General features: G+C 38.3%; 15 protein-coding genes. 8 read left to right on the top strand and 7 right to left on the bottom strand.

What is annotated here, in order from left to right; genetic code table 11:
* The first annotated feature begins 111 nt into the window (after positions 1–111).
* Complete coding sequence (locus LEPBI_RS16470) at positions 112–1,947, top strand: ankyrin repeat domain-containing protein (protein WP_226992823.1); 1,836 nt, start codon at positions 112–114, stop codon at positions 1,945–1,947.
* 81 nt (positions 1,948–2,028) lie between these two features.
* On the opposite strand, the gene LEPBI_RS16465 is transcribed toward LEPBI_RS16470, so the two are convergent.
* Positions 2,029–2,856 (bottom strand): prohibitin family protein, encoded by an 828-nt coding sequence (locus tag LEPBI_RS16465; RefSeq protein WP_012476456.1) that lies wholly within the window; start codon positions 2,854–2,856, stop codon positions 2,029–2,031.
* 24 nt (positions 2,857–2,880) lie between these two features.
* Here LEPBI_RS16465 and LEPBI_RS16460 point away from each other — a divergent pair, with 24 nt between their 5' ends.
* On the top strand, positions 2,881–3,375 hold the full coding sequence (locus LEPBI_RS16460) for an ankyrin repeat domain-containing protein (RefSeq protein WP_012390279.1): 495 nt from the start codon (positions 2,881–2,883) through the stop codon (positions 3,373–3,375).
* A 188-nt stretch (positions 3,376–3,563) separates the two neighbouring features.
* On the opposite strand, the gene LEPBI_RS16455 is transcribed toward LEPBI_RS16460, so the two are convergent.
* The 3 genes from LEPBI_RS16455 to LEPBI_RS16445 form a co-directional block, all read right to left on the bottom strand.
* The gene (locus tag LEPBI_RS16455) at positions 3,564–5,006 is read right to left on the bottom strand and encodes a M20/M25/M40 family metallo-hydrolase (protein ID WP_012390278.1); all 1,443 of its coding nucleotides are present in this window, start codon (positions 5,004–5,006) and stop codon (positions 3,564–3,566) included.
* Between the two features lie 68 nt (positions 5,007–5,074).
* On the bottom strand, positions 5,075–5,677 hold the full coding sequence (locus LEPBI_RS16450; protein WP_012390277.1) for a class I SAM-dependent methyltransferase: 603 nt from the start codon (positions 5,675–5,677) through the stop codon (positions 5,075–5,077).
* A gap of 66 nt (positions 5,678–5,743) precedes the next feature.
* Complete coding sequence (locus LEPBI_RS16445; RefSeq protein WP_041770088.1) at positions 5,744–6,436, bottom strand: nitroreductase; 693 nt, start codon at positions 6,434–6,436, stop codon at positions 5,744–5,746.
* Positions 6,437–6,595: 159 nt separating this feature from the next.
* Between LEPBI_RS16445 and LEPBI_RS16440 the strand changes: the two genes are divergently transcribed.
* The 4 genes from LEPBI_RS16440 to ilvD all read left to right on the top strand — a co-directional run bounded on the left by LEPBI_RS16440 (position 6,596) and on the right by ilvD (position 12,237).
* The gene (locus LEPBI_RS16440; protein ID WP_012390275.1) at positions 6,596–7,177 is read left to right on the top strand and encodes a TetR/AcrR family transcriptional regulator; all 582 of its coding nucleotides are present in this window, start codon (positions 6,596–6,598) and stop codon (positions 7,175–7,177) included.
* Positions 7,174–9,852: a TonB-dependent receptor gene (locus LEPBI_RS16435; protein WP_012390274.1), complete on the top strand. Its 2,679-nt coding sequence runs from the start codon at positions 7,174–7,176 to the stop codon at positions 9,850–9,852. The genes LEPBI_RS16440 and LEPBI_RS16435 overlap by 4 nt, the downstream gene beginning before the upstream one ends.
* Positions 9,849–10,490: a hypothetical protein gene (locus LEPBI_RS16430; protein ID WP_012390273.1), complete on the top strand. Its 642-nt coding sequence runs from the start codon at positions 9,849–9,851 to the stop codon at positions 10,488–10,490. The genes LEPBI_RS16435 and LEPBI_RS16430 overlap by 4 nt, the downstream gene beginning before the upstream one ends.
* A 70-nt stretch (positions 10,491–10,560) precedes the next feature.
* The gene (gene ilvD, locus LEPBI_RS16425) at positions 10,561–12,237 is read left to right on the top strand and encodes a dihydroxy-acid dehydratase (RefSeq protein WP_012390272.1); all 1,677 of its coding nucleotides are present in this window, start codon (positions 10,561–10,563) and stop codon (positions 12,235–12,237) included.
* Positions 12,238–12,268: 31 nt separating this feature from the next.
* Here ilvD and LEPBI_RS16420 read toward each other — a convergent pair whose 3' ends face one another.
* From LEPBI_RS16420 to LEPBI_RS16410, 3 genes are all read right to left on the bottom strand, one after another.
* Complete coding sequence (locus LEPBI_RS16420) at positions 12,269–13,294, bottom strand: pirin family protein (protein ID WP_012390271.1); 1,026 nt, start codon at positions 13,292–13,294, stop codon at positions 12,269–12,271.
* Between the two features lie 54 nt (positions 13,295–13,348).
* The gene (locus LEPBI_RS16415; RefSeq protein WP_012390270.1) at positions 13,349–14,497 is read right to left on the bottom strand and encodes a hypothetical protein; all 1,149 of its coding nucleotides are present in this window, start codon (positions 14,495–14,497) and stop codon (positions 13,349–13,351) included.
* Positions 14,498–14,596: 99 nt separating this feature from the next.
* A complete protein-coding gene (locus LEPBI_RS16410) occupies positions 14,597–15,823 on the bottom strand; it encodes a PAS domain-containing sensor histidine kinase (RefSeq protein ID WP_226992822.1) in 1,227 nt (408 codons plus the stop codon).
* 239 nt (positions 15,824–16,062) lie between these two features.
* Between LEPBI_RS16410 and LEPBI_RS16405 the strand changes: the two genes are divergently transcribed.
* The gene (locus LEPBI_RS16405) at positions 16,063–17,718 is read left to right on the top strand and encodes a hypothetical protein (protein WP_420804569.1); all 1,656 of its coding nucleotides are present in this window, start codon (positions 16,063–16,065) and stop codon (positions 17,716–17,718) included.
* Entirely contained in the window at positions 17,715–19,736 is a 2,022-nt protein-coding gene (locus tag LEPBI_RS16400; protein ID WP_012390267.1) for a 7TM diverse intracellular signaling domain-containing protein, read from the top strand. Before LEPBI_RS16405 ends, LEPBI_RS16400 begins: the two co-directional genes overlap by 4 nt.
* Positions 19,737–19,836 lie beyond the last annotated feature (100 nt).

The following is a 19,836-nucleotide window of genomic DNA, read 5'->3' as shown; positions in this document are numbered from 1 at the left end:
CTTCATCGAGTTCCTGGTTTTCTATTTCGATAAAATTTTGGTCCTTGTATTTTCCTTAAGATCGTGAACAATTTTTTTATGAAAAAATCGATGAGTAGGAAAGGTCCGTTTGTGAACCATCAGATACGAAGGAACATTTTGTGTTTATTCCTAATTATGGTAATCCCAAGTGTTTCCATTTTATTTGCAGATTCTAATCGTAATTTAGACATCAATCGTATTGCTGAAAAGACAGAACGGATCTTAGTCAAAATTCCATCAAATCATACCAATCTTGACAATACTGCATTATCCTACACCTATCCCATGTCGGATGGAACTCCTGCACCAAAACTTGTCTACATTGAATTAGGAGAGTATTTTCTCGCTTATAATGATGATCAATCCAATGGTCGAATTATCAGTTTAGATTCTAATTTTAAATTCAGAAAAGAAATCGTGAGTCTCAAAAGTTTTCGAATTGAGGATATGATTGCCGATTCGAAAGGTCTCACCGTATTGTTATCAGAGTTTGAGGTGAAAAAAAAAGGGAAACATGAAATCAAAAATTTTCATACGGCCTACATCAACCAATATGACAAATCAGGTAGAATCAATTTTAGTACAAAAATTGTAGGAACAAAAGAATACGTTTCCGTTGGAGACCAAGGAATCGATACAACATTCGGTACACTTTCAATTACCAAGACAGCTGACAATCATTATGCGACCTATTTTTCAACGTATCGTAAATGGGAGGATGGAGTTACACACCAAAGCGAATATCTGGCTTTATTTGATCATAATGGAAAGCGTGTGATGAAATCGGATGGCAAATCGCAAGAAGGTTTTACTTGGAACGTGAGCCATAGCTTCCGACCGAGATTTTTTAACGATGGAGATCAGTTGGTTATGATGACCGTGGGAGATGCCTACCCGAGAGGTTTGGTCATTGATACATTTCCCAATCGAAAACGAGAAATCCCTATCATTGTACCAAAAGCCGGTGCCAACGAAACGTACCAATATGTACCAATCTCAACTGGAGATTTATTTTCGAAAGATGGTACTACCTGGATCGTATTTGATTCTAATTTGAATCGAACCTCATACGATATTGGTCTCATCATCAAGAGTAAAGATCAACTTTCCAAACCAGTATATCTTACCAATACTTCCAAATCTAGAGAGAGGATTCCAAGGATCGTTCCTTTTGGGGAAGACCATTTATTTTTATTGTGGATGACCGACGACGGCCCTGAAAAGGAGAAATGGTATCCCCAAATTTCAAAAATGAAATTAGAAGCATGTTTGATACAAAAAGATGGAACGATTGTATCCAAACCTCAAAGTTTCGGTTTTGGAAACGGAATGGTATTTCGATCAGCCGCGCGATTTTTCCAATTGCCAAATGGAAAGTTTGGATGGGTCAATGATGTAACTGGATTTGCCGATCAATTGGAAATTGTTATCGTATCACCATTTCCATCGGATACTCAGATGGTTTCTACAAATGATTCGGAGAAACCAGAAAATATAGAAATCAAAATCAATCCCACTCTTGGAAAACCGTTAATCGATGCCATTTACGAGGGTAACGAAGATCTTGGAATTTCTCTTCTGAAGCAAGGAGCAGATCCAAATACAATTTACGAAGGATGGTCTGCTTTATTATATGCTGCCTATTTTGGAAGAACAGAAATTGTAAAAGCACTCATTTCTCATCATGCCAATACGGAATATTCCGTAGATGGTTGGAATGCACTTCAGTTATCCGAAGTTAGAGGGCATACTCCGATTGTCCAACTACTACAACCAATGACAAAATCATTGTCGCGGACAGTTTCAAAATCACCAAATCCAAAGAATCCATTAAGGACAATCGTAAGAAATAAAAATTTACGATCAGAAATTGAACCAGTGAATTCCAACCAAACTCTACAAATTTTAGGAACTCCAGTCCAATAATTTGTAAACTTTTAAACTGCAGTGCCTAATGTTCAGCACTGCATTTTGAAAAACCAATTTATATTGGTGATAGGATCCCACTTATTTCCCGTCTGTATTCACAATGATTGGCAATCCATCTTTTCCATTGGGAACAAAAATCAATTTGTTATTCGGATTTTCCATTGCTTTGAGTTGGATGTATTTGGGCGTTAACGATTCAGATATCATCCTTTGTGCTTTGGCTTGTGCTTCCGCCTCAATCAATACAGCCTTTGCTTTCGCTTCTGCTGAGATTTGTTGAATTTCCGCATCACGTTTCGCAATGTTAATCTCAAACTTCATTTGTTCTTGTTCTTGTTGTTTGGTGAGTTTACTTTCAATGGCTTTTAAGATTGAAGGACTATATTCAACATCATCCACAATCACATCATCAATTTCGATATGTTTGTATTTTAATTTTTCAGCGAGTGACTTTTTAATTTGGGCAGAAACGTTCGGAGTTTCTTTGGATATCGAAACCATGTTATACGCCGATAAAATATTTCGGATGGCGGTTCGAAATTGTGGTTTGACTACTTTTTCATAGTAATCCCTTCCGATTTCCATCTCCAGTTCATAGATTTCATTTTGGATCGGTCGAATGATGATGTCGGCAGTCACCGTGATCGTCAAATCATCTCTTGTTAACACTTCCACTTTCTCTTGGAAACTACTCCATTGGACAGAATAAACATAAACACTGTTCCATGGCATATAAGTCTGCACTCTAGATTCTAATGGTTTTTGGCTGAGACCTGTGCTATAAGGTCTCCACATAAGCCCCACCTCACCTGGACTGATGATGGAGATACAAGAGACGAACACCATCCCAAGAAACAAAACAGGAGCAAACCGTAAACTTGTGAGAAAAATGGATCGACGTTTCATAGTTAAACTATTAGACTAAAACAGATGTTCCTTTTCTTATCGAGCCGATTTTTCAAAAAATTCTTCCCTTTTGTCATAATTTTTCTGACCTCTCTTATGGGATTTGGATGTATTGAGGATGAAACAGTTGTTAAAAACCCGCCGAGCCTCGAATTACGTCTCTTCCAAGCCGTGGAAAATGGAAATTTAGAAGAAGTCAAAAATCTTTTGGCCCAAGGAGTTTCCATCAATGCAAAGGATTCGCTTGGAAATTCTTCTCTGATCAAAGCAGTCGATGAAGAGGAAATGGAACTCACAAAATTCCTAATTCAAAAAGGTGCCAATGTTAACCTTCGGAATACAATGGGAGAAACAGCTTTATACCGTGCGGTATACCGAGGCAATTTAGAACTGGTGAAACTCTTAGTCAAAGCTGGTGCAGAAACCAAGGCCAAAACTGTTGGTGGCATTAGTATTGCTGAGTTGGCGGAAGAACGTGGGGAAGAAGGAATTTTAAATTATTTACAAGGCTCAAAATAAGCCAACTATCGTGTAAAATGAAAACATAAAGAACCTTTATGTTTCTAAATTCACTTGGACTCAACTTTGCGGAAACAATCTTTACTGGTTTGTATCTCCCAGGATGATTCAACAAAACAGTTTCAATACGATTGTAAAACGAACCATTTCAGTATCAAATAACGTTCTTTGATTGAAAGAATCTGCTATTATGATTGGTTCATCTCTACCAACGTTTCAAAAAGAATTTTAGTTCCTAATTCCAAATTATCAATGGTCATGTTTTCATTTTTACCATGCATGCCATCAATGTCTTCGGCTTTTAAAACAGCAGGGATCAGCCCATATGCTTTGATTCCGATTTTACGTAAGTAGGAATTGTCTGTTTTACCAGGAGATAAAAACGGGGTCACTGTACTGTTTGGAAACTTATTGACGGAAACAGCGGCGAGTGTGCTAAAAAACCTGGTTTGAATTGGCGTTACATCTGTTGGATTGATGTCGGTAAAGGTGATTTCTGCATTGTATTTTGTGGCAATGGTTTTTACTTTTTTGGCAAACTCTTCTATATCGACTCCAGGCAATGTGCGTATGTCCAATCGTCCGCTAGCTTCACCGGCAATCACATTTTCACCACCCTCACCTTCACTTGTTCGAAATCCCGTGATGGATTTTGTATTGGTAGTCATTGCTGTTAGGTGGCGATTGCTTCTAATGGTTGGATGTAAAAGTGGTTTGATCAGTGGATTTCTTGCATTTTTTAAGAAAAAAGATTTTGGAAAAGAACTGATTGTTCCCAATTGATAAAAAAATGCATCTGTCTCTTCTGTGATACGAATGTCTGATTCCAGCTCTCGTACTTCATTAAAAAACTGAATTAGTGCTAATGCTGGGTATTGGTTCGGAGGTGAAGAACCATGTCCACTTGTACCAGTAATTTTTGCTCGTAACCAAATATTTCCTTTTTCCGCATACTGTATGTTAAAGATCGTAGATCCAGGGATGACGATGTCTCTCGTTGCCACTCCACCTTCGTTAATCGCATATTCATACCCTTCAAAGATTTTTTTCTGCTGTGAGGTCATATACTTTCCGCCAAGAACAGATCCAGACTCTTCATCAGCTAACGCTAAATACATGATTTTACGAGACCTTGGAATTCCTGAACGTTTGAGTTCTAAAAAGGCAACAAGTTCCATAACAGCCATGCCCTTCATATCTATTGCACCGCGCCCCCATACTCTGCCATCCCGAACTGTTCCTGCGAGAGGATTCATTTTCCATTCTTTGGCATCAAATTCAACTGTGTCTAAATGGTTCGCCAGTATGATCCCGGGTTCTGGATTGGGTACTGTAGCAGGAAGTTCCGCAACTAAGTTCGGACGGTTTGGAAATTTGGGATCAAACACTAATCGTGAGCTAATTCCTTCCTTCGAAAGAACTGATTGGATGTACTTCGTGACTTGGATTTCGTTTCCACGTACTGATGGAATTTTTAATATATCTGCTAAGTAACGAACCGCTTCATTGCGTCGATTTTCCCAATTCACATTGGGATAGTTTTTTTTTAATTCAGCATACTGTACCTTTTGACCAAAGGAACATTGTAATAAAAAAATAGAAAAGAGTCCTAGCCAAATGATACGCTTCATCCTGTTTCTCCCAGTGCTTGTGAACAAAAAGAGAATCATGGATTTTAAAACTTAAAAGCAAATTCGATTTAAATTTTTCGAAGCACAAGCCTCACAATGCTTGCTTTTCCTCTATGGAACGGACTCTCGTTTAGTTCAGTCTCGAGTGATTCTTCTAACTCAACATTCATTTCCGAGAAATCCATTCGGAGGTCTTTGAGTTGGTACAACATATCGGGGTCTTTTGGTCCACCAGAAGTATACTTCAATTGTTCGGGAGAAAATGCTTCGAGTAATAAAATCCCACCTGGTTTTAAGGTACGGACACAATTACGATGGACTGTGGTACGAATGGATTTATTAAAATGGCAATAGATAAGTGCCACCATATCCATTTGGTCTGGTGCATAGGGATAGTTTAGGGCATCAGAAATTTCATAATGGAAGGTGACATTTTTTTCTTTAGCCAATTGAATGGCTTTTTGCCTTCCTGATTCCGATTGATCAAAAGCGAACACGTCCCAACCAAGGCCGGCAGCAAAAACTGCGTTCCTTCCTTCCCCTTCACAGGGAAAAAGGATCCTGCCTTTTTTTAAGTTGGGGAGACGGGAACGCAAAAACTCATTTGGTTCCTTTCCATAAACATATTCTTCATTCGCATAACGTTCGTTCCAGAAATCTTTATTGTACATACTTACCCAACTGATTGATTTTTCGTAGTATTCTATACCAAAGATTCAAAAATTCGAAATGTTTTTTTAATAGAACCGAATTAAATCGGATGATCCTTCTCTTGGGGTATGAAAACGGTTGAGATCCGATTCTGCTTTCGGATAACCAATACTCAAACCCATGATCACCTTTTCTTCCCCTGGCAAACCAAGTTCACTTCGTACCACTTCAGGAAATGCACCTAAGGCAGCTTGTGGACAAGTTCCTAGTCCTTCTTCTCGTGCTAAAAGTAAAATGGATTGGAGAAAACATCCCAAATCAATTCCAACAAAAAAATTCAAATCAAACTTAGAAGTGATAAATACGGCTGTTGGTGCCCCAAAAAAACTAAAATTGCGAAGCATAAATTGGTCTCTTGCTTCTTTGTCTTTTCGATCAATTCCGGCCACTCCATAGATTTTCATTCCCAAATCAAACATCCGTTTTTTGGCATCACTAGGATAGGATTCGGGCCAACCTGTTTCAGGAGTAGGGGGAGACTCTTTGGCTGCGCTTGTCAGTGCAAGAGCCAGTGAATTTTTTTTATCTCCGCTGACAATGTGGACCTTCCAAGGTTGGGAATTTTTCCAACTGGGACTGCGTAGTGCTTTCTCAAATACTCTCCTAAGCACATCTTCCGGTATTGGTTTAGATTCATATTCGCGGATACTATGCCGAGTGTCCATTGCCTCAGAAACAGATTTAGCGACTTCATGGATGGAAATTAATTCTTGGTTCATCATTCACCTTCATAAAAAACATACATACCAGTCGGTATGTTTTGCAAGAACTTTTCTGCAATTTCCCATGATGGCAGTTCTAAACTGTAGATAAAATTTGGACAGACCGGTTGGTGTATTTCTTGCTAGGATTTTGTTTTTCCTCAATTTAGGATAAAAATGAAAAAGGAACCAACTAAACTACGACTCCTGTCCGTAAGCCGTAACCTTTTTCTGAGACAAGGTTATTCGGAAACTGGTTTGAACCAAATCGTTGACGAAGCAAAAACCGTAAAAGCAAGTTTGTACCAACATTTTTCTTCCAAAGAAGAACTTGGAAAAGAAGTCCTTAAACTTTATTCAGACGAAAATTTAAATCTCCTCAAAACTTTGATGAAACGAAATCCAAAACCTTTGGATTTTATCAAGGCATGGGTACGAATCTTAACACGGGAAGCACGACAATCACAATTGTTCGGATGTGGGATGGCAAACTTTCGTGCTCAGATTAGTCCAGTAGAAACACAAATACGTTCTGAAATCGAAAGGATCGCAAACGAGACCATCGAATGTTTGACAGAATTTTTAAAAGAATCAATTCAGAATGGATACATAAAACCTGACGTGAACCCATCTACACTCGCAAAACAGTTGTTTATTGTCTATGAAGGTGTATTACAAAGTTACCGTCTTTTGGATGATAAAAAGTCTTTAGATGAATTGTATAAAATTGCAGAAAACCTAATCCCAATCCCCGAATGAAATTAATTCCTATCAGATTATTTCATTGTGTTCTATGTTTCACTCTTTTGGTATTTTTTTTGGAAACCAATGCATTGTACGCGGAGGGAAAACTCGAAGTCACGATCCAAATTGTCAAATCGAATACTGGAAAACCAGTCCCAAACGCAGTAGTCATATCTAAAAAAGGAAAAACCAGCGGGATTTCTAATGCGGAAGGGATCACCAAACTAACGTTTCCCGAACCAGGTTATTATGAAATCAAAGTTTCCACCGCTGACAAAACCGAATCATTATTCCGCGAAGTCAGATTCAAAGGACAAGTGATCCTTGTATCCATTGCAGAATCAAATTTATCTGGTATATTGGTGAGCGGTGAGAGAGACAAAACCCCTCTTTCTCGTTATGGACTTGTCCAAGACGAGATCAAACGATTGCCTGGAGTTTCGGGTGATTCTTTGAAAGCCCTTCAGACTGTTCCTGGAGTTGTGATTGGAGCTCCCGTTGGAATTTTACCATCTGTATTTACCAATATTGGAACCAATTTGATCACAGGAAATCCTTACTCCAATAGTGAAAGAGGGGATCTTTCTTTACGAGGTGGGGGAACGAGACAAAACCAATATTACTTTGATGGTTTCCCTTTGCCTTATCCGTTTCATTTAGGCAATCAATCCTCTGTTCTCAACAATAATTTGATTAAATCATTTGATGTATATACTGGAGCATTTCCAGCAAAGTATGGTTATGCGACTGGTGGGATTATTGCCATCGAAGGAACAGATCGTGTGGATGAAAATAAAACCATCATCAATGTGAATTTATTTTTATCAGATATTTACAACCAATCAAAAGTTTTGCCTGGCCTTGCCATGATCAGTTCTGGTCGTAAAAATTATCCAAACTTAGTGTTATTGCAAGCTTACCCACAAGGGATCCCAGAAGATGCCAAATACGCGGAATACCATGATTACCAATGGAAATTGATATGGGACATCAATCCAGACCACCGCGTTACAGTCCAAACCTTTGGAACAAGAGACAGACAGGCATATACCAAAGCACAAGCTGATTTAGAAAGAGGTGGCCAAGACCCACGTCCCCCAACGGGTCTCGATCGAATGTTTCGGACAGATGCAGCTCGATATATTTGGAAAGGGAAATCCTTCCGAAATACATTGTCATATTCTCGCACATGGTTTGATGAATTTTTTGAACTTCGTTTTACAAACCCACTCACGGCAGAAAACATTTTTGGATTACAAAATAGAACTTCAGATACCATCACCTATGTGCAAAATGCCTTTGAATGGGAGTTATGGGAAGAACACTTAAAATTTGAAGTGGGTGTACAGGGTAGATTTCGGGAGACAACACTCAAAGGAGAAAACATATCATCCTACAATCGATTATTTTACAATATCTTCAATGATCTCTTAAATTCCAATTCGGCATTTCGTTCTGTGATTGATGGAGATCGGATTCGTTATCGTGAGAAGTCTGCTTATACCGAATTCCAATTTAAATATGGAGGAATTCGCCTAACGCCAGGTGCACGAGTTGATCATTATTCGGGGAGCAACGAAAGTAATTTGGCTCCAAGGATCACTGCAGGTTATGTATTTGAATCTACAAAAACAAGTATTATGGCTGGCCATGGAATCCATTACAATGCACCAGTTTCAGTGGAGGCACTTTCCAAAAAATCTGGTAATCCTAATTTATTTATGGAAAGGTCAGAACACAATTCCTTAGGCATCAGCCAAGATTTTGCGAACCATTGGCAAATCAAAATTGAAGGGTTTCATAATATCTTTCAAAATATCATTGTACCTGATTCCTATATCGTGGATCCGTATGCACTTAATAATGATACAAGGATCTTTGTGAATGAAACAGCTAAGGTCTTAGCAAATCCCATCAAAGCAAAAAATTTAAATTACTCTAACGCAGGTTATGGGTATTCGGAAGGTGTGGAAATTTTTCTAAAAAAAACCAAAGACCCACGAGAACAATCCGGATTATTTGGTTGGATTTCGTATACCAATTCCATTACGAAACGAATCAATAATCAATCCAGACTTTCGAGCGAAGAATCAAGGAATCGAACCTTACAAAACAATACAAGAACACTTTTGGCCCAAACCAAACTAGGAACCAATTATCTGAATTATTATGATGATAACAATTTGGAGCTAATTTATAATAACGATAAAGAAGAACTCTACGATCTTGACCGAACTCATATTCTCAACATCGTATTCGGTTATAAATTTAATTCCGAATGGATGGTGGGAGGCAGGTTTCGTTACTTTTCTGGAACTCCTTACACTCCCATAACAGGTGCTACACGAGCAAACCAAGCCGCAACATTTGGTTTGAATTTGTATTTTCCCAATTATTCAGGAAATTATAATAGTGATCGTTTTTTGCCCTTCCACCAGTTTGATTTACGAATTGACCGTATTGAAAACTATTCCTGGGGTTACATCAATACCTACATCGAATTTGTGAATTTTTATGGCCGAAGGAACCAGGCTGGATTTGAATTTGATAACACGAGAAATTTCCAAAGGAACCTAAACCCAAGTCCCACGTACGATACAGTCAATTCACCATTTATCATCTCTCAAACTCCCAATGGAAAGATGGCCATCATCCCACTCATCAATATTGGAATGGAGGTACGATTTTGAAACAGGTTATCATTTTCTTCACTTGTCTCTTTCTCCACACTTTCTGTTTGCAAAGTGGCGAAGACATACAACAGAAAAATGAAGAAGAGACAACTTGGCTCCTCTCCACTTTGTTATGGCAAAGGAATTCTGGAAATTGTATCAAAACCGATACGAATACAAACATTAGTACGTGTAGTCGCCGTCCTTTGGGAATCTGTAATGTAAACCAACTCATTGTAACGCAAGCGGAAGTAAATTATACCTTAAATGAATCTAGAACGATTCAAAATCGAACTCCTGATTGCCAAGAATCGATCTTACAATCAGGGATTTTATCGCAATCCGCGACTTCAAATGCAAACAGCGATACCATCAAAGCTAGGTATCGTTTTTTAGTCACAGAATCCTGTGAGGCATCGGGAGTCCAACCGAGCTCGGATACAAGGTTTGCAACATTTTTTGAAATCCAATGGTTAGAATCTACGCGTGGAAAAATTGCCAAGGCTGCCAAATCAATTGAGGCAAATGGCTTTTTGCCTCAGAACTCTCGTGATAAGGCTAACAGTTGTTTGCAGTTCGAATTTTTAGAATGGGAAAAAGGATTGGCAGAGGGTAATCTTCAAAACAAAATTCTCATCGAAATCATAGTACCTTAATTTTGAAAATCCGCTTTCCTTTCTCTTCCACTTTTACATTTTGACTTTAATCCGAAGGAAATTGTAAATTATGAGTTTGAATCGATACAGCCGTGTTTTAACCCAAGACGAATCTCTCCCTGCATCCCAAGCAATGATCATTGGTTCAGGAGTTCCTTACGAAGATTTGAACAAACCTTTTGTCGGAATAGGTAGTACAGGTTTTGACGGAAATCCTTGTAACATGCATTTGACAACCCTTGCTGCTTTACAAAAGAAAAGTGTCCTTGATACAAAACAAATGGTTGGACTTTTGTTTAACACCATCGGTGTGAGCGATGGAATCACGAATGGAAATGATGGAATGCGTTATTCCCTTCCGTCACGTGAGATCATTGCTGATTCGATTGAAACGATCTCAGGTGCTCATTTTTATGACGGAATTATTTTCACTGCTGGATGTGATAAAAATATGCCAGGTGCTATTATGGCGATGGCAAGACTCAACCGTCCCGCCATCATGGTGTATGGCGGAACCATCAATGGTGGCCACTTCAAAGGAGAAAAATTAAATATTGTTTCTGCCTTCGAAGCATATGGAAAAAAAATTAACGGAAAAATTTCAGAAGAAGATTTCAAAGAAGTGATCAAAAACTCCTGCCCAGGTCCTGGTGCGTGCGGTGGAATGTACACTGCAAATACAATGGCAACAGCGATCGAAGTGATGGGGATGAGTTTGCCATATAGTTCTTCCTCACCGGCACGCAGTGAAGAAAAAAAGAAAGAATGCCAAGAAATTGGAAAGTACATGTACAATCTTTTAGAAAAAGACATCAAACCTTCTGATATCATCACTCCTAAATCCATCTTAAATGCACTCCGTGTCATCACAATCCTTGGTGGATCAACGAATGCAGCACTCCATATGATAGCCATCGCAAGGACAATGGGAATTGATTTAGACCTCGATCAAATCCAAAAGGTAACGGATACAACACCATTACTTGCCGACATGAAACCAAGTGGAAAGTATTTGATGGAAGATCTTTTTGCCATTGGTGGAACACCTGCCATCATGAAATTTATGTTAAATGAAGGTATGTTAGATGGTTCCTGTTTAACTGTCACTGGAAAAACCATCGCAGAGAATTTAGAATCTCTACCGGACCTTCCCAAAGACCAAGACTTACTTAGACCTGTCAGTAACCCGATCAAAAAAGAAGGTCATATACAAGTGTTATATGGTAATATCGCCAAAAAAGGTGCAGTGGCAAAAATCACTGGGCATGAAGGCGAAATGTTTGAAGGCAAAGCCATTTGTTTTGATTCTGAAGTCGCAGCAAACGAAGGGATTCGGGATGGAAAAGTGAAACCTGGCCATGTTGTTGTCATTCGTTATGTGGGTCCAAAAGGGGGACCAGGGATGCCAGAGATGTTAAAACCAACTTCTGCCATCATTGGAGCTGGCCTTGGTGACAATGTTGCTCTCATCACTGATGGAAGGTTCTCTGGTGGAAGCCATGGATTTGTAGTGGGTCATATCACTCCAGAAGCCATGGAAGGTGGAGAAATTGCTCTCGTTGAAGATGGGGATGTAATTTCGATCAATGCACGCACAAATACACTCGATGTCAAAGTCAGCGCTGAAGATCTGGAGAAACGACGTAAAAAATGGAAAAAACCTCCTTACCGAGTGACAAGCGGTTACCTATGGAAGTACATCCAAATGGTAAAAGATGCAAGTACAGGTTGTTTGACAGACCGGTAATCCTACCGGTCGCATAACATTCATTACATACTTATTGAGACTGAGAGGGAAATTCCTCTTTCCCGTTCGCATGTTTGGCAAAACGACCTTTGCCCACATGGACGGGATCATAAGAGTCCCATGGCCAACCACCAAATTGTGTCTTTCTGTAATCGTCAAACGCCTGTTGGATTTCTTCTTGTTTGTTCATCACAAAGGGACCGTACTGGACCACTGTTTCTGCAATCGGTTTTCCATCCAAAATTAAAATCCTACCTGGTTCGGATCCATTGCGGATCTCCACTGATTCGTCTGACTTTAGATTGTACATATGTTTACCAGGTACTTGGGTTCCATCCACCACAAGACCTTCCCCACGGAAATAATACAAGTTCCGATTGTTTCCTTGCGTTGTTGCTGGAATTAGGAATTGAACTTCTGCATCCAAATCTAAAATATAAATTCCCACTTCATTTGTCGGATCCCCCGCCCAGGAATTCGGTGGTGGATCCAATGGTTTGTCGCCAAACAAAGATCCTGCAACCGTTTTGATTTTCACTTGTTTCCCGTTTGTGTCGGTGATTGATTTCACAGGGATGTCTTCATTCCAAAACATTTTGAAATGTGGGTCGACAAACTTATGTTTAGCGGGTAAATTAAGCCAAATTTGAAAGAGTTCTAATGTATTCTCACCTGATTCGTTGAGGAGTGGGAACATTTCTGAATGTTGGATTCCAGCTCCCGCAGTCATCCATTGGACGTCACCATCACCGTAACGGCCAGCTGCACCTTGTGAATCCGCATGATCGACCAATCCTCGCTGAACAACAGTTACAGTCTCGAATCCTCGGTGAGGGTGTCCAGGAAAACCAGGAATGGTCTCTCCATGGTACATCCTCCATCCATCCTTTCCAACAAAATCCTGCCCAATTTGCCGACCTTGTAATGAGTCACTAGGACCAAACTTTCCATTTCCTTTAGGATAAAGGTCTTCGTGGTGGACGCAGAATAAAAAAGGATCCGAGGTCGGCCATTGGAAATCTAGTTTTTGAGCATATAATATGGATTTGTGTTTCATGATTGTCCTATTAAGGAAGGATTCATCCTCTATCAATAAGACAAGGAAACTAGATTAAAAGTTTTTCACAAGAGATACATTCACACCAAAAGAACCAAATTGTTTGGAACTTTGGGAGGAATTGATGTCAGGGACCGAACTGAGTTCCACTGGAGTTTTCCCAGATCCCAAATTGAAACCAGCCACTTCGGAAACACTAAAGGACGAAATTTGATAAAAACCACCGTATTTGATCCCCATTGTGTCAAAGAGTTTCCAAACAAGGCCCAATTCTAAGGAAACCGTGGCACCTCCTAATCCTCGCATCAAACCTTCCTTGGATTGGAAAGCTGTGAGATCTGTTTTGGTGACAGGTGCACTAAATACAACTTGGTTGCTTCCATTCAAAGTCCCAGTAGATGATGTTTCAATTCCATAATTCAAAAGTTTTAATTGTCCCGCAAAAATCGTAAAATCACCAATCATATAAAAATTCAGCCAATCTGTAATTGATGCCGCAAACCCATAATTCATTCCATAATTTTTAGTTCTAAATTCTACATTACCAGTAGAGAACGCATAACCTTCTGTTAAACTTTGATCACCTGTCCGTAAAAATGGAAACTTGATTTGGAAGGATTGGAATGGTCCTTTGGAAGAAAGTTCCGAATATGTAAAACTGAGTTCCGTAGAAGAGGAATCGGTTAGGTAATTGATTGGACCTAAACCAATTTTAAAACCAACTTCGTTGATTCCAGACCGAACCCGATCGTTTAAATACAAACCATTGGTACTAAAGCTGGTCCTTGTATCATTGTACTGTTCTCCTTTTGCATAAACAAAACCAACAAAAAAATCTTCAGTGAATTGATGTGAATATTTGATTCGTGGCGAAATGGTGGATGCAGGTCTTGACTCTGCACTTTCTGTTATGATACCAGGTGGGTTTAGGTTATTTGTTGTCGTACCACTGTTCACAAAACTGGAAGCAACACGTGCTGAGTTCAATATGTTTGATACCGATTGTGGTCCCCCTTCCGATGGAGTTTGAACAAACTCTCCTGCCAGTTCCAAGACAGCAAGTCGTGAACCAAAAAAAGATTTTTTAGGACTAGGATTTTGGGTAGTGTTCGTATCTTGATTGGTTTGTGTCACGGGTTGTGACAACAAAGGAATCGAAACCAATAGATAAAGTATGATTTGTTTGAAGAAGTGACTTCGCATACTTTCAAAAATCCAAATGATGGTTTTGGTATCGATTCAAAAATAAAATCAGCTAAGTCGTATGGAAAAAAATTTCAGATCATAAGAAGGAAACTTCGTTTATATTGTGATATGTCCTAGTTCAATATAAAAAGTTGTCCCATGTTTTGGCTCGCTTTCGACCCAAATGTTTCCTTGATGTTGTTCCACAAAATCTTTACTTAAAATGAGACCAAGTCCAGTGCCTGTCTCCTTTGCAGTGCCTGGAGTCGAATACTTTCGTTCCAATCGGAATAAAGATAACAATTGTTCCTTCGTCATTCCAACACCTTCATCTTTTACATAAAATCGATGGGAACGATTTTGGGATGGATCATTTGATTCCGATTGGATCCAACCAATTTTTATCCTTTGGTTTGTTTCGCTGTATTTGATTGCATTTGCAATCAGGTTACGAAAAATCGTTTCGACCATAAACGCATCTGCTACAATCTCGAGTGATTCGGGGATTAGATTCAAAACTTGGATTTGTTTTTTCTGGATGGATAAAGTTAAGAACTCAATTGTTTTTTGAATCAAAGTATATAATTTTAGCTGAGTTGGTTGGAATTGGATACTTCCATTTTGATTACTCGCCCAATGGAGTAAATTTTCCATTAAGGAGTATAATTTTTCAGAAGATTCACTTATGATTTGTAAATTAATCTCTCGTTCCTCGTCACTTAGGGAAACGAATCTTTCGATGAGTAGTTTTGTAAAATCCTTATGTGCTCCAAGAGGTCCTCTCAGGTCATGGGCAATGATTGAAAAAAATTTGTCTTTCGTTGCATTTAATTCTTCTAAACGTATGGCTGCTTGTTTCAACTTAGCTTCATTTAGCTTTTGTTCGGTGATATCGCGTACAATAGCGCAGTTGTACTTTTTACCATCATACTCAACCAAGTTGACAGTCACCTCAATGGGAAAAGGTGTACCGTCCTTTCTTTTGTTGATCGTTTCTAAAGTGAATGATTTTTTTTCCAAAATTTCATTCCAATGGACTTCCCAAATCTCTTTTGTGAACAATGGATCAACTTGGAACATGGTCATTGAGAGGAGTTCCTCTTTCGTGTATCCGTAATTGATACAAGTGGCATTATTCACAAAAACATATTTTCCTTTTTCATCCAACCAAAGGATCGAATCAGAAACTGTATCAATGGAGAACTGAGTGAATTGCAAAAGATCACTAATTTTAGTTTGGTGATGTTGGAAATTTTTTTGGTTTTGTTTGAGAGCCTGGTTCTCCGCTTCAAGTCTTTGGATTTCCAGAAGCAAGTCTTCGTATGATTTTTGAGAGGCAGTCATAGGGAATGACATATTCTAGTCATGTTAGAATAAATTGCCAAGAACTATGTGGGTGGAACCAGAGAAATCCCAATCTTGGAAATTGACTTGACCAAGTAGGGTTTTTAGAAATAACTAAACACCTTCTCATTATGGTTTGTTTGTATTGTCAAAACGGTTCTAAAACATTTTCCCGATTGGAACCCGTCCAAGATTTAAACCAAACTCCGGAGTTTCCTATCCATGACATTGTTGGAACAATGCGAAGACCATTTCGGGACATTTATGAATGTTTGGATTGCCATCAATTCTGGTGGATCCGAGTCAAAGGGACAGGGGACCCGCGTTCCACCTATCCTGAGTATTACGAACAAACTGCCGAATTATTGGATGACCAACGTTCAGAATTGATCCGAAACCCCACTGTTTCGCGTTTATTACAACATACCGAATCCCAGTTTCCATATACTTTTTTTCCAGAGGTTTTGGAATCCATAGCCACAAACGAGAGAGATTCGCTCAAAAACATTTTTTTAGACCGAGTTCCCCATTTGCCAAGTCCAGCGAAGTTATGGTTGCGATCATGGTTCCAAACTCAATTTCCCGAAGAATACAAAGTACAAAAGGAACAGGGATTTCCAAACAAAGCGAAATTGGTTTCCACATGGGAATCAAATGAATTGGTTTTGGTTAGTGAATGGATCGCCATCGATCAATTTGTGGTTTTGTCAGTTTTGGATGATTCCTATACTATCACGGCCTTCCAACTTCCTGAGAAAAAAATCATTTGGAAACAAAAATTGGGTCGTCCATTTTTAGAAGGAATTTCCATCCCCAATTTATTTTACCATTCAGGGTATTTATGTTATTACCAAGGATTTCAAAAAGGTTCAGAGTATTTTTCAAAGCTCAATCGACCAAACGAACTGCTTGTGTTTGATTTGTCTGGAAATCTTTTGTTACATCTCCCACTGTCCTTTCGCTGTTATGAAATTCTATCGACAGAAGAACGTGATGTATCGGAAAACCGCGTGGTCCATAATTTTCAATTTTCGATTCTTTCGAATACTTTATACATTCCCTATTCCAATGAAGTTCATATCTATGATTTACAATCAAAAGAACTCCTTCAAAAGATCAAAACACCCAATGGTGATCCATTTTCGGGCAAAGCATTTGAAACTGAATCAGGAGTCATTTTATTCCATACCGTAAAAGGTGTGTTTGCGGTGAATGAGAAATGGGAGGTCGTATACCAATACCATTCCAAGTTTCATCCCGTTTTCATTGATTCCCAACTCAATTTCTATTATTATTATTCAATTGTAGATCAAATCCAAACAGGAGAACAAAAACGATTTTTCCAAAATGATGATTCTGGAAGCAATTTATTATTCGAATTGGTTTCTCCACCAGTAGAGTTTCCCAATGGAATTTTAACTCCGTTTGCTTGGGACAAAACATACCTACTCAACCAAAATTTGGAAATAACAAAGGAACTGAATTTCACTTCTTCCGATACTCTTGGGCCCCATGCGTTTGGCACAAACAAAATACCCATACTTGCAACAGAAGATCGTATTTGTATTACGAATGATTACCGTTCGATCATCATGATTGATTTTATTGGAAATCTAATCTGTAATCATCCCATCCAATCGGAAGTCATCCAAGTTTTAAGTTTTGATGGGAAACACTCGGTTGTGATCCTTTCTTGTTTTGATGAATATAGCGAGGAAGACCAAATAGAATTGTTTTTTTTGGATCCTAAAGGAATCATTTTACTTAAAAAAATTTTACCAGGCCCCGAGGGTTTGAGTGTGAGTTTTGATGGAATCTTGGTCTTTGCTCAAAACAATAAAATCTACACATTGGATATGTTTCAGGAAAGCGATTTTTATCTCAAAACAATATGAAAGTTTTGCGTGATTCATTCATCATTGGTTTTCTTTTTGTATTTTGTTTCGAAGTACAAGCTGAATCTGAATCCATTGATCTAACTTTATTACAAAACAAACCCATCCATTTGTCCCAATCCATGTTAGTTTTGGAAGATCCAACAAACTCATTGGATTTTCATCGTATCAAATCCATTGAATCCAATCTCCTATTTCAAAAAATTCCAACGGCCAAAGAAGCATTCAATTTTTCTTACTCAAAATCTACTTACTGGCTTAAAGTTTCCATCTCCAATCCAAACCAACATTCGATGGAAACAAACCTCGTTGTTTCGTATCCTCGGCTCAAAACTTTGGACTTGTATTTGGAATCCAAAGAGGGAGTCAAATACGTTCCATCTGGGTATTCTGTCCCTTCTAACAAACGTCCTTACCAATCTCGTTTTTTTGTATTCCCAATCGTGTTTTCAGGGAACTCAAATACAAATGTATATTTAAAAGTGAACTCACCGAATGCGATCAATCTCCCCGTTCAAATTTGGAAACAAAAATCCTATGATCGACACGAAATCGATGATCATGTCATTCAAGCGATCTATTTTGGAATCACATTAGCGATGATTGTCTTTAATTTATTTGTATTCTTTATCTTAAAAGACGTCAGTTATTTTTTATACGTATTGGTTGTCATTAGTACATCTGTTGCAATCGCAATTCATAATGGAATCGCTTCGGAGTATTTATGGAATGATTCATCTTGGTTAGATCAGTATGCAATCAATTTAATGATTTCCATAGTTTTGATTCTTTTTTTGATTTTTATGCGGACATTATTACAAACGAAAATAGTTTTACCTAAATTTGAACCTTGGAATTGGTTTTTTGTTTTTTTACAAATTGGTTTGTCCATTGCTTATATTATTTCTTTCGATACTTTTATCAAAGTTTTTGTTCTAAGTCATACTGTTACATCTTTTTGGATCTTATTGATCGGTATTCTTTGTTCGATAAAAAAACAGAGAATCGCATACTTTTTCCTTTTGGCATTTGCTTTTTTATTTTTAGCACTGATCGTTTCCACACTCAGAGCTCTTGGATACATTCCCACAAATGTATTTACAATAGAAGGACCACAATATGGTTCTGCCGCCGAAATGATGTTACTCGCTTTTGCACTTGCTGATCGGTACAATACGATCATAAAGGAAAAGGAAATAGCAGAAAATCGTGTGAAATTAAATTTAGAAAGATCCAATTTGGAACTGGAGGAAAAAGTAAAAGAAAGAACTTCCAAATTAAACCAAACATTGAGTGTGTTGCGAAGAGACCTTGATGTTGCCAAAAAAATCCAAGAAAATTCCATCTTAATTGATCCTAAATTGAGAAACGCTTTAAAATTGCATTATCGTTATTTACCAGTCACCGAAGTGGGAGGTGATTTTTTTGACATCATTCATTTAAAGGATTCTAGTTACAGAATTTTTATCGCAGATGCGACTGGGCATGGAGTTCATGCGGCGATGATCACAATGGCCATCAAAGGTTTGTATGATCCGATAAAAGAATTTGAACTCCCTCCTCATAAGGTGATCGAAATCTTTAATGAAGAATTTATGGATAATTTTGTTTCTTTGAATAGCCTTCTCACCGCAATGATCATTGATATTCATACTGAATCGAAAATTATTGAATTTGCCTCTGCGGGCCATCCATCCGCTGTTCTGATCCAAAAAGGGAATCTGAAATTATTGCCAAAGACTGGCCGAATGATTGGGATAAAAAAACAGTCCCATTATGAAAAGATGGAAATCCCATTTGGAACTGGCGACCGTTTGTTTGTTTTCACCGATGGTGCCTATGAAGCCTTTAATCATAATGAAGAAGAATTTGGGGAAGACAAATTACACCAATTATTATTGGAAACAATCCATCTTCCTCTAGTGGAAGTGGAGGATACCCTCTTAAAAACACTACAAAATTTTCAAAACGGTCCCGATCGTCAGGACGACCTAACGATTCTAAGTTTTGATTTGTGACCAAACTTCTATTTTTTTGGAAAAAATACTTTGATATTGAATTATTTTATATCAAAATAATATCCACCTTTGTCTATGTTCTATAAGGACTTTTAAGGAA

This window comes from Leptospira biflexa serovar Patoc strain 'Patoc 1 (Paris)', assembly GCF_000017685.1.
GTDB classification, from domain to species: Bacteria; Spirochaetota; Leptospiria; order Leptospirales; family Leptospiraceae; genus Leptospira_A; species Leptospira_A biflexa.
This window is presented reverse-complemented; position numbering and strand designations above follow the sequence as displayed.